At 71.9% G+C, this 11,467-nt stretch carries 10 protein-coding genes; 5 read left to right on the top strand and 5 right to left on the bottom strand.

All coding sequences use genetic code 11. The features are described from left to right. Positions 1-84 precede the first annotated feature (84 nt). The 5 genes from KZC56_RS09905 to KZC56_RS09925 all read left to right on the top strand — a co-directional run bounded on the left by KZC56_RS09905 (position 85) and on the right by KZC56_RS09925 (position 7,046). Positions 85-1,599 (top strand): DNA-3-methyladenine glycosylase 2 family protein, encoded by a 1,515-nt coding sequence (locus KZC56_RS09905; RefSeq protein WP_247638470.1) that lies wholly within the window; start codon positions 85-87, stop codon positions 1,597-1,599. Next, positions 1,596-2,093, top strand: coding sequence for a methylated-DNA--[protein]-cysteine S-methyltransferase (locus tag KZC56_RS09910; protein WP_136031014.1), 498 nt, complete (start codon positions 1,596-1,598; stop codon positions 2,091-2,093). The genes KZC56_RS09905 and KZC56_RS09910 overlap by 4 nt, the downstream gene beginning before the upstream one ends. Before the next feature lie 311 nt (positions 2,094-2,404). Beyond that, positions 2,405-4,330 (top strand): ABC transporter ATP-binding protein, encoded by a 1,926-nt coding sequence (locus tag KZC56_RS09915; protein ID WP_247638471.1) that lies wholly within the window; start codon positions 2,405-2,407, stop codon positions 4,328-4,330. After that, the gene (locus KZC56_RS09920) at positions 4,327-6,141 is read left to right on the top strand and encodes an ABC transporter ATP-binding protein (RefSeq protein WP_247638472.1); all 1,815 of its coding nucleotides are present in this window, start codon (positions 4,327-4,329) and stop codon (positions 6,139-6,141) included. Before KZC56_RS09915 ends, KZC56_RS09920 begins: the two co-directional genes overlap by 4 nt. Before the next feature lie 92 nt (positions 6,142-6,233). Further along, positions 6,234-7,046 carry a hypothetical protein gene (locus KZC56_RS09925; protein WP_136031008.1) on the top strand — a complete coding sequence of 271 codons (813 nt, stop codon included), beginning with the start codon at positions 6,234-6,236 and terminating at the stop codon, positions 7,044-7,046. Here the strand turns inward: KZC56_RS09925 and KZC56_RS09930 are convergent, their stop codons facing one another. From KZC56_RS09930 to KZC56_RS09950, 5 genes are all read right to left on the bottom strand, one after another. Beyond that, positions 7,047-8,105 (bottom strand): alanine racemase, encoded by a 1,059-nt coding sequence (locus tag KZC56_RS09930; RefSeq protein ID WP_247638473.1) that lies wholly within the window; start codon positions 8,103-8,105, stop codon positions 7,047-7,049. After that, entirely contained in the window at positions 8,102-8,692 is a 591-nt protein-coding gene (locus tag KZC56_RS09935; RefSeq protein WP_136031005.1) for an alanine racemase C-terminal domain-containing protein, read from the bottom strand. The genes KZC56_RS09930 and KZC56_RS09935 overlap by 4 nt, the downstream gene beginning before the upstream one ends. 83 nt (positions 8,693-8,775) lie before the next feature. Next, positions 8,776-9,801, bottom strand: coding sequence for a sugar-transfer associated ATP-grasp domain-containing protein (locus KZC56_RS09940; RefSeq protein WP_247638474.1), 1,026 nt, complete (start codon positions 9,799-9,801; stop codon positions 8,776-8,778). Continuing rightward, positions 9,798-10,781 (bottom strand): TauD/TfdA family dioxygenase, encoded by a 984-nt coding sequence (locus KZC56_RS09945; protein WP_247638475.1) that lies wholly within the window; start codon positions 10,779-10,781, stop codon positions 9,798-9,800. The genes KZC56_RS09940 and KZC56_RS09945 overlap by 4 nt, the downstream gene beginning before the upstream one ends. 218 nt (positions 10,782-10,999) lie before the next feature. Next, a complete protein-coding gene (locus tag KZC56_RS09950; RefSeq protein ID WP_136031001.1) occupies positions 11,000-11,458 on the bottom strand; it encodes a GNAT family N-acetyltransferase in 459 nt (152 codons plus the stop codon). Positions 11,459-11,467: the final 9 nt, after the last annotated feature.

Here is an 11,467-nt window from a genome sequence, read left to right on the forward strand (position 1 = left end):
GCGGGTTCCGTCGTCTCCGGGGCCTTCACTGTCGTGTCCGATTTCCGCCAGCCGGGGTCGGTGGTCGGTGGCAGAGTGGAGGACATGAGCCTCCCCGTGATCGACTTCGACGAGCGGTACCGCGCCATCAGTGCGCGCGACACCCGCTTCGACGGGCAGTTCGTGACCGCGGTCCGCTCGACCGGGATCTACTGCCGGCCGAGCTGCCCTGCCCGCACCCCGAAGCCGCAGAACGTCACGTTCTATCCCACGAGTGCGGCCGCGCACGAGGCCGGCTACCGCGCCTGCAAGCGCTGCCTGCCCGAGGCCGCACCGGGGTCGCCCGCGTGGGACGTGCGCGGAGACACGGCGGCGCGCGCCATGCGGCTGATCGCGACCGGGGTCGTGGAGCGCGAAGGCGTGCCGGGCCTCGCCGCCCGCCTGGGTTACTCCAGCCGGCACCTCACGCGGCTGCTGACCACCGAGCTCGGCGCCGGCCCGCTCGCGCTCGCCAGGGCGCACCGCGCGCACACGGCCCGCATGCTGCTCGTGGGCACGGACATGCCGGTGGCGGATGTGGCGTTCGCCGCGGGGTTCCAGAGCATCCGCCAGTGCAACGACACGATCCGCGAGGTGTTCGGCCTCACGCCGGGCGAGCTGCGGGCGCGGCGACGCACTCCGGCGTCCGACGTGCCGGGGGCGATCGACCTGGCCCTGCCGTACCGCGGCCCGTTCGACGCGGCCGGGGTGTTCGCGTGGATGGCGGCCAGGGCGGTCGCGGGGGTCGAGGAGGCGCGGTCCGACGCGTTCGCGCGCCACCTGCGCATGCCGGGCGGCCCCGCGTGGTTCGAGGTGCGGCAGGACGGCGAGCGGCTGCGGCTGCGGGCTCGCGTCGCACGCCTGAGCGACCTGGCGCCGCTGGTGTCGACCGCGCGGCGCCTGTTCGACCTCGACGCCGACCCCCTCGCGATCGACGAGGCCCTGGCCGCGCATCCGTCGCTGGCGACGCTGGTCGCACGCACGCCGGGGATCCGGGTGCCCGGTGCCGCGGATCCGCACGAGATGCTGATCCGGGCGATGATCGGGCAGCAGATCACCGTCGTCGCCGCCCGCACCGCGCTCACCGCACTCACCGAGGCGCTGGGGGAGAAGACACCCGAGGGGCTGCTGTTCCCCACCATGACCGCGATCGCGGAGCACGGGGCCGAGGTGCTGCGGGGCCCCGCGGCCCGGATCCGCGCGGTCACGGGGGCCGCCGCGGCCCTCGCCGACGGCAGCCTCACGCTGACCGTGGGCGATGACGGCGCGGAGCAGCGCGCGGCCCTGCTGGCCATGCCGGGGATCGGACCGTGGACGGCGGACTACGTGCGGATGCGTGTGCTCGGCGACCCCGACATCCTGCTCCCCGGCGATGTCGCGCTGCGCGCGGGCGCGGCGGCGGTGGGACTCCCCGGCGAGCCGAAGCCCCTGGTCGCCTGGGCCGAGCGCACGGCCCCCTGGCGGAGCTACCTCAGCGCGCACCTGTGGCGTGCGGCACCCCAGCGCCCCGCGGGGCCGCGGTCGCCTGCCGCCCGCGCGGCCGCGACCGACGACGAGACCCAGACGAAGGAGACGCCATGACCGCCCTGATCCAGACCATCGACACCCCGGACGGCCCGTTCACGATCCTGGCCGACGCCGAGCAGCGCGTCCTCGCCTCCGGGTGGACCGACGACGTGGAGGCGATCCTCGGTCGCCTCTCCGCCGCCGCCCGTCCGGAGGAGCTGCGCGACGCCGAGACCGACGCGGCGGCTGCCGCCCTGGCCTATTACGCCGGTGACGTGTCGGCGATCGACGCCGTCGCGGTGAAGCAGACCGGAACCGCCCTCCAGCGCGCGGGGTGGGATGCGCTGCGCGGCATCGAGCCGGGTCGGCCGCTCACCTACACGGGCTTCGCCGCGCGCCTCGGCAATCCGAACGCGGTGCGCGCGGCGGCGTCGATCTGCGCCCGCAACGCCCCGGCCCTGTTCGTCCCGTGCCATCGGGTGCTGCGCACCGACGGCTCGCTGGGCGGCTTCGCGTGGGGTCTCGCCGTGAAGCAGAGCCTCCTGGCCCGTGAGAGCGCCGCGCGCTGAGCCGTCCGAAGCCCCGCCCCGTCTCCACGCGGGACGGGGCTTTCGGCTGCCGCGGGAATTCCTCTTGCGCCCAGCTGGTTCACAGGAATAGGCTGATGGGCTGTCGCGCCAACCGGACGACCTCGCCGAGCCCATGAGGAGGACACCATGACCACGATCGCCGCCGCGCAGATCGCCACTCTCGGCTCGACCCCGGTGCGCCCGCTCTCCTAGAGCCGCCGCCCCGTTCTGCACCGGATGCCGGGCTCCAGGAGCCCGCTCTCGCATCCGTCCCTCTTCCTCTTCGTTTCGCCTCGACTCCTCTGAGAGACATGTCTTCCTCGTCTTCCGCGCACAATCCGTCGTCCACCCTGTCCACCCCCGCCGCGCTGTGGCGGCTCAAGCCCTTCGTGAAGCCGGTCGTCTGGCGTCTCGCCGGAGGGGCCGCGAGCGCTCTCGCCGCCGCTCTCATCGCGTTGATGATCCCGATCGTGCTCGAGCAGATCATCGGCGGACCGGTCCGCTCCGGTCACATCGATGCGATCGTGTGGGGCGCGGCCGCCGTGTTCGCCCTGGCGCTCGGCGAGGCGCTCATGGTGTGGCTCCGCCGTCAGTTCGTGCTGTTCCCCGCCACGCAGGTCGAGTACACGATGCGCACGGAGCTGTACTCGCGGCTGCAGACGCTGCCGGTCGCGTTCCATGACCGCTGGCAGTCGGGACAGCTGCTGAGCCGCATGATGCAGGACATCGGTCTCATCCGCCGCTGGCTCGCGTTCGGCCTCGTGCTGCTCGTGGTCAATGTGCTCACGATCATCATCGGCTCGGTGCTGCTGTTCCGCTGGCACTGGCTGCTGGGCACGATCTTCCTGGTGACCGCGATCCCGCTGTGGATCCGCGGCTACCTGTTCGAGAAGCGCTACGGCGCCCTCACCCGCCGCAGTCAGGACCAGGCGGGCGACCTCGCCACGAGCGTCGAGGAGAGCGTGCACGGCATCCGCGTGCTGAAGGCGTTCGGCCGCGGCAAGCACGCCCTGCGTCGCTTCAGCCGTCAGGCGGAGACGCTGCGCGAGACCGAGATGAGCAAGGCCGGCGCGATCGCGTCCATCTGGTTCTGGCTCGACCTGATGCCGCAGATCGCGTTCGGCCTGAGCCTGATGTCGGGCATCTGGCTGATCTCGCAGGGCGCGATCACCGAGGCGGAGCTGTTCGCCTTCTTCGCGATGGCGGTGGTGCTGCGCTGGCCCATCGAGTCGATCGGCTTCCTGTTCTCGTTCATGCTCGACGCCCGCACGGCGACCGACCGCGTGTTCGAGATCTTCTCCGAGACCAACACCATCACGGACCCGGAGCACCCGGTGCACATCGACGAGCCGCGGGGCGAACTCGCGTTCGAGAGTGCTCACTTCCGCTACCAGGACGCGGGTGCCGACGAGCGCGACCTGCTCGACGGCATCGACCTCGTGCTGCGGCCCGGCGAGACCATGGCGCTCGTCGGCCTGACCGGAAGCGGCAAGACCACGCTCACGACGCTCCCCACGCGGCTGTACGACGTGACGGGCGGACGGGTCACTCTCGACGGCGTCGATGTGCGCGACCTGCCGCTCGCGGAGCTGCGTCGGCACATCGCGATGGCGTTCGAGGACGCGACGCTGTTCTCGGCGTCGGTGCGCGAGAACGTGCTGCTCGGACGCGCCGACCTCGACATGCACAGCGACGAGGGGGAGCGCGTGCTGCGCGAGGCCCTCGACGTCGCCCAGGCGTCGTTCGTCGACACGCTGCCGGAGGGGGTCGAGACGGTGATCGGCGAGGAGGGCCTGAGCCTGTCCGGCGGGCAGCGGCAGCGTCTGGCGCTCGCGCGTGCCGTCGCCGCCGCGCCCAAGGTCCTCGTGCTCGACGACCCGCTGTCGGCGCTCGACGTCGACACCGAGGCCCTGGTGGAGGAGGCCCTGCGGCACGTGCTGGCCGACACCACGGCGCTGATCGTGGCGCACCGCCCGTCGACGGTCGCCCTGGCCGATCGGGTCGCGCTGTTGGAGGCCGGCAGGGTCACCGCGGTCGGCACGCACGCGGAGCTTCTGAAGACCAGCCGCCACTACCGTCACGTCATCTCGAGCCTGGAGGCCGAGGAGGCGGCGCGCACCGGCGCGATCCCGGTCATCCGCGACACCGAGGCGGAGATCCACGATGCGGTGCAGGACGGCCTCCGGGAGGACGCCGCCGACGACGATCTGATGAGCGAGAAGGAGGTGCAGCGATGAGCTCCACGCTCACCGGCACCCAGGACGAGGACCGTTCCCGCCTGACCCGCGAGGAGAGCAGGGCGATCCGCAAGCGGTCGCTGCGCCTGCTCGGCTCGCTCGTGCGGCCGCTCAAGCCGCAGATCGTGCTCGCCGCGGTGGTGCTCGTGATCTCGACGGCGCTGCAGGTCGCCGGTCCGATCCTGATCAGCATCGGGCTCGACCGTGCACTGCCGGCCGTGATCGGGAACGCCGACTGGATGCCGACGTTCGTGGTGGGCGGGATCTACCTGCTGGCCGGTGCGCTCGCGGCCGCCCTGATCGCCTGGTACGTGATCATCGCGGCGAAGCTGACGCAGGCGATCCTGCTTGATCTGCGCAAGCGCATCTTCCTGCACACCCAGCGGCTGAGCCTGGAGTTCCACGAGTCGTACACCTCGGGGCGCATCATCTCGCGACAGACGAGCGACCTCGACTCGATCAGGGAGCTGCTGGACGGCGGCCTGAACGAGCTCGTGTCGGGCGTGCTGTTCGGGCTGTTCACCTTCATCGCGCTGTGCGTGTGGGACTGGCAGTCCGGCCTCATCCTCGCGCTCGGCGGGGTGCCGCTGTTCTTCCTGATGCGCTGGTTCTACTCGCGCTCGCAGCTGGTGTACCGCGAGTCGCGCGTGATCAGCGCCAAGGTCATCGTGCAGTTCGTGGAGACCATGACCGGCATCCGCGCGGTGAAGGCGTTCCGCAAGGAGCCGCGCAACGACGAGGCGTTCCAGCAGGTCGCCGGCGACTACCGCGACGTGAACCGCCGCTCGATGCTGCTGTTCGGCACGTTCGAGCCGGGGCTCATGGGCGTCGCGGCTCTGGTGCTCGGGACCGTCGTGCTGTGGGGCGGCATCCGGGTGTCGACGGGGGCCCTCACGGTCGGCGTGCTGCTGTCCGCCGTGCTGTATGTGCGCAACTTCTTCGCGCCGATGCAGGAGATCGCGATGTTCCTGAACTCCTACCAGTCCGCGACCGCGGCGCTGGAGAAGGTGTCCGGCGTGCTCGAGGAGGTGCCGACGGTGCCCGACCCCGAGAAGCCGGTGGACCTGTGGGAGTCGCGCGGACACGTCGAGTTCGACGAGGTCACGTTCGGGTACAACGGCGAGAAGACGATCCTCCCGAACTTCTCGCTCGACATCCCGGCCGGGCAGACGATCGCCCTCGTGGGGACGACCGGTGCGGGCAAGTCGACGCTGGCCAAGCTCATCTCGCGCTTCTACGACCCCTCGGAGGGTCGGGTGACCCTCGACGGCGTCGACCTGCGCTCGCTGCACCCGAAGGACCTCCGTCGTGCGATCGTGATGGTCACGCAGGAGGCGTACCTGTTCAGCGGGACGGTCGCGGACAACATCGCCCTGGGCAAGCCGGACGCCTCGCTCGACGAGATCAAGGCCGCCGCCCGCGCGGTGGGCGCCGACGGCTTCATCTCGGCGCTGCCCGACGGCTACAACACCGACGTGAACAAGCGCGGTGGGCGCGTCTCGGCGGGGCAGCGACAGCTGATCTCGTTCGCGCGCGCCTTCCTCGCCGACCCGGCGGTGCTCATCCTCGACGAGGCCACCGCCTCGCTCGACATCCCTTCCGAGCGGCTGATCCAGGACGCGCTGCAGACGCTGCTCGCTGACCGGACGGCGATCATCATCGCGCACCGGCTGTCGACGGTCGCGATCGCCGACCGGGTGCTCGTGATGGAGCACGGCCGCATCATCGAGGACGACACCCCGGAGGCGCTCATCGGCGGCTCCGGCAAGTTCGCGCAGCTGCACGCCGCGTGGCAGGAGACGCTCGTCTGACGGCGTCCGCGTGCGCGGAGGGCCGGGTCTCCCCGTGGAGGCCGGGCCCTCGGCGCATCGCCGCCGTCGGTACGGGTCGGTAGCATCGAGGTATGGACCCCGTGCTGCTCCTCGCCGAGTGGTGGTGGATCGCGCCGACCGCCGCCGCCGGCGCGACCGCTGGTGCGATCGGGCTGCGCCGCCGCAGCACACGGAGCGGGCGGCGGCTCGAGTACGACGCGGCCCGACACGATCTGCGGATCGCGCAGCAGACGGCGGTCGCTCGGCGCACGACGCTGAAGATCGCGCGCGCCGATCTCGCGAGGGTCACGGCGGAGCGCGCCGCGCAGCGGGCCACGGCCGAGCAGGTCGCGGGGGCGCGACGGATGCTGCGGGAGCGGGAGCGCGACGCACGCGCGGCGTCGGCGGAGGTGCGGGCTCGGCGGGTGCGGGTGAACGCGGCCCGTGCGGCGATCCCGGCCGGCTCGGCGCCGCGGCCGCTGGAGCGGCTGTACGCCGAGCACGACGCGGTCACGGCCCGGTGGATGCGGTACGAGACCGACCCTGCGCTGCAGATCGCGTATCCGGCGATGACCGATGTCAAGCGCCCGGAGACCGCCGCCTACCTGCGTGCCGCGGGCACGGCGGTGGAGGCGCGCCGCGGCACCACGGGGCGGATCACGGCGGCGGAGTTCGCCGCCTACCGCGACGCGGTCGCGGAGCTGGAGCGCGCGTTCGAGGCGGCGGAGCATGCGGCCAGGGTGCACGCGGGGGAGGCGCCGACCACTCCCGCGTGGCAGGATGCCGCGCACGACATGGTGAACCGCTCGGTCGAGGCGATCGACCGCGCCGCGGGAGCCGCCGCCTCGGCACTGGCCGCGTGGAGCAGCCGCCGCAGCCGCCCCCGGTCGGACGACGACGCCTGATCAGCCCGCACCGGGTCGACGCCCGGCTCGGTACTCGCGCGTTATCAGCGGGGAGAGCCGCACCAGGAGCTCTTCACCGACCGTGCCGATGAGTTCGGCCAGGCTCGTCGCGTCGAGCTCCCCGCGGGCGCCCGGCCCCCACACGGCCACCTCCTCGCCGATCGCCGCCCGCGGCCAGGGGCGCACCACGCTCTCGGTCGGCCCGATCCGCAGCACGCGTCGGGCGCCGGCGGCCGTTCCGACCTCGAAACAGCCGGCGAGGGTCGAGGGGAGGCCGTCGAGACTGCCGATCCCGATCGTGACGGCCTCGGCGTCCACGCGGATCACCGGGGCGAGCAGCGTGGAGGCGAGGGCGATGTCGTCCGGCGGCGGCGCCCCCACCGACCGGATCCCGTACGCGAAGGCCCCGAAGCGCACCAGGTCGAAGCGGAACTCGGAGCGGGCGGCGCCCGCGGCGCTGGCAGCCAGATGCCGCACGGTCGGCGTGAGGCCCAGCGCCTCCGCCCGCTGCACCGCCTCCCGGAACGCGGCTCGCGCCAGGTCGTCGTCGCGGTCGCTCACCTCGGCGATGTGGCTCCAGATGCCCTCGACCCTGATCGCTCCCGCGGCCTCCAGCTCCGCCGCCCGCCGGACCACCTCGGTCCACTGCTCGGGGCGGATCCCGCTGCGATGCAGACCCGTGTCGATCTTGAGGTGCACGGGCTGCGGGCGACGCTGGTTCACCTCGACGATACGTTCCAGGTAGTCGGCGTCACCCACCCCGAGGGTGACGCCCGCGCGCACCGCCGCCGCGATCTCGCTCCGGGTCATGGTCACCCACGCGAAGACCCGCGCGTCGGGGCCGGCGGCGGCGCGCGCGCGCACCGCGGTGGCGCTGTCGAACGCCCCGAACCAGCGCACTCCTTCGGCGGCCGCAGCCGTGACGACCCGTTCGAGCCCGTGTCCGTACGCGTCGCACTTCACGATCATCATGACCTCGGCGGGCGCGCTCCGGCGCTGCAGTTCGCGGATGTTGGCGCGCAGCCGACGCAGATCCACGACCAGTCGGGGGAGGGTCATGGTGTCTCCTCTCGCGCGGCGCGCAGCCCGAGCGCGCACACGAGCTCGGCGGCCGTCCAGCCGGTGATGCGGGTCCAGTCGGCCAGTGCGTGCCGCGCGGGACCGGGCCCGCCGAAGTACACGACCTCCTCACCGTGCCGGATCGGCGCGTGACCGATGTCGACGACGCACACGTCCATCGCCACCCGTCCGATGATCGGGAACAGCCGGCCGCGGATCTCGACGTCGGCCTCGTTCCCGAGCGCCCGGGGGATGCCGTGGCCGAACCCGCCGGTCACGAGCGCCACACGGGTGTCGGTGCCCGCATGGTGCGTGTGGTTGTACGACACCCCTTCGCCCGCCCGCAGCTCCTTGGTGGAGAGGACGCGCCCGGCGACGCGCATCACGGGCTCCGTGTCCGCACCGGGCCAGCCGAACAGGCGCGCGGGATCGATCGTCGCCGGCTCGTCGCACGGGGTCAGGCCCGACCGGGCCGCGCTGCGCCCGGCCGAGGCGTCGAAGATCGCGTGGCGGATACCGGCGTCGTGCGCGATCCCCGCCACCCAGGTCAGGCCGTGTCCCCACGCATCCCGGCGCAGGTCGATCACCGGGACGCCGACGCTCGCCGCCGCCTGACGGTGCGCGTTCGAGGCGAGTGCGGCGCGGGAGAGGCGGGCACGGATCAGGGCGTTCAGAATCCCATCGCCTTCTGGAACCGGGGCCGGTGGCCGGTGCGGATGCCGAGCACGCTCGGCTTCACCTCGTACACTCCCGTGCCCCAGTTCCCCTCGATGATCACGGGACCCGTCGGGGTGACCGCCACGTCCCATCCGACGTACTGCACCTGCGGCACGCGGCGGGCAGCCCGGTCGATCAGCGCGATCACCTCGTCGTACAGCGGCAACTGGAAATCGGCGATCCGGTAGCCCGTGTCGGGATGGAATCGGTGGACGTTGCCGTGGGAGTCGTAGCCGTCGCCGAGGGCCCGCCCGGTGTCCGCGTCGAGCATGGTGTAGAAGCCGCCCCAGTCCATCTGGTCGGCGGCCTGGCCGCGACCGAACTTCTGGGCGATGGACAGGATATGCGTCCGATGGCCGTCGAAGAACGCCGTGATTCGCGTGGAGTTTACGGTCCCCGGGCACACCGCCGACAGCGCGTCGTGCTGCACGATGTTCTCCTCGACGAGCAGCTCGCCGTTCTCCATCAGCCGGTGGTGGAACGCGTCCCAGTCGGATACGTCTGCGCCGTGGTACCGGTGGATCGCATGGCCGGAGCGCCCGAGCTGCTGCTTGGTGATCAGCGTCTGGTGCCGGTCCGCGAACGAGCGCAGAGCGTCCGCATTGTCGTTGTCCAGCAGCATCCACTCCCGCCCCAACAGGTCAGAGAACACGCGCACGAACTCCCACTTGTCGTGGAAGATGTGCCGGTAGTCGGCGTGGTCGAACAGGTAGGACAGCCGATTCGACAGCGGATGCGTCATCATGGTGCGGCGCTCCGCCGCCGTGAGCATCGCGAAGTCGTAGTCGACGTAGTCCTGGAAGCCGACCTGGTGGAAGGCCGCCTCCCTGAGCATGTCGACGAGCACCGCAACCGTGCGCTGATCATGGTGCGTCGCCACCGCACGCGCACGGCGCATCAACGAACCCACGTCGATGCGCCGTGCGCGACCCAGCAGATAGCGGAGGCGGATCACGCCGGCGTGAACGGTCGAGCTCACTGCCCGGCGGGGTCGTTCTCGACGACGCGGGGGCGACGGGTGCGGCGTCCGGCCGACGCGCCGGGGTCACCCGTGATGATGACGCGCTGGAGCCAGCGGTCGGTGCCGTCGTAGCGCGGCTCGAAGCTGGTCCGGGCGTGGAGCACGCGACGGTTGTCGAACAGCAGCAGGTCGCCCGCCTTCAGATTCACGGCGATACGGGCGGCGTCCGCCGCGTCGTGGAAGCGCCGCAGCGCGGCGGCCGCCTCCTCGTCGCCCTCGACGGCGGCCGCGCAGTCCATGTCCATGCGCACGAAGCGCTCGCCGTCCTCGCCGTACAGGACCGGTCCACGGACCCCGTCCTCGGGTCGTCCCGTGCCGCCCGATGCCTTGTCGATGCCGTGCAGGAATCGGGGCTCGCGCAGGATCCGCTCGTCTTCCGGGCTCAGGACCACGCGGTCGATCGGAGCGAGGGCCGTGTCGGCGTTCACATCGCCGCGCACGCACAGCAGGCCCACGTAGTGCGGGTGGGCGTCGTCGAACGCGTCCTCCGTGTGCCAGTCGAGCAAGCCGCGGCTGCCCGTGCCGACCGCGTCGTATTCGTGGCCCTTCACCGGCGCGACGTTCTGGATCTGGGCGCCGGCGTGCTGGCGCGCGAACGCGAAGATCTCCCCCGCGGTTCCGGCGAGGGCGAGCAGCGTGGCCTCCGTGACGGGGTCCCGGTCCTGATTCTGGAACTCGAGCTGCCACCCCTCCGGGGTGCGCCCCATCTGCTCCTGGTCCACGGTGAAGCCGGTGAAGAGGACTGCGCCGTCGGGGACGTCGGCGGCCGCGAAGCGCCGGATCACCGCGACGGTGTCGGGGTCCTCCGCGGCGAGTGCGGCGGTCGCCGACGCCAGCAGGTCGTCGAAGGCCGCGTCGTCGCGGTAGATGCCGCGGCGCCCCACGGCGAGGGCGGAAAGGGCGTCGAGTGCCGCGGGAGCGAGGGCGTGCGTGATCATCGCGTCGCTCCCGTCGTCTCGATGGGCGCGCAGAGGCAGAGAGGCATGGTGAGCATGGGTATCGCTTTCTTCGAGGGGGGCCGCAGCTGCGGCACGACAACGATACCAACTAAGGGGTAACACGTTACTAAGGAGCGGCTGAGTCGCTACGGGAGGTGGCTCAGCCGGGGGCGACGGGGTCTCGATGGGGGAGGGGATTCGAGACCCCGCCGCCGGTCTCAGGGCTCGACGCGGATCTCGGCGATGACCTCGCCGTAGGCCGTCTCGCCGACCGGGGTGAAGCCGACGCGACGGAAGAAGGCCTCCGGCCCCTCCTCGCCCGCCTCGTAGATGACGTTGACGTGGTCGACGCCGCGGCGGCGGGCCTCCTCGATGAGGCTCTCGACCGCGAAGCGACCGACCCCGCGGCCCTGGTCGTCGGCGTCGACGTTGATGCGCCACAGCACGGAGCGGAAGTGCTCCTCGGGGGCCTCGTCGTCGAAGTTCGCGCTGACGAAGCCGACGACCTCGTTGCGGTCGAGGATGACGCGCTGCCACGACGTCTGCGGGTTGATCACGGTTGCCGCGATGCCGTACGACACCGGAGCGAGGAACTGCTCCTGTCCGGGCTTGAGCGACAGGTTGTTCACGGCGACGATCGTCGCAGCGGAGAGTTCGACCATGCGCAGTTCGGACATGCCCCCAGG

Origin of the sequence: Microbacterium sufflavum (assembly GCF_023091155.1) — a bacterium.
Taxonomy (GTDB): Bacteria; Actinomycetota; Actinomycetes; order Actinomycetales; family Microbacteriaceae; genus Microbacterium; species Microbacterium sufflavum.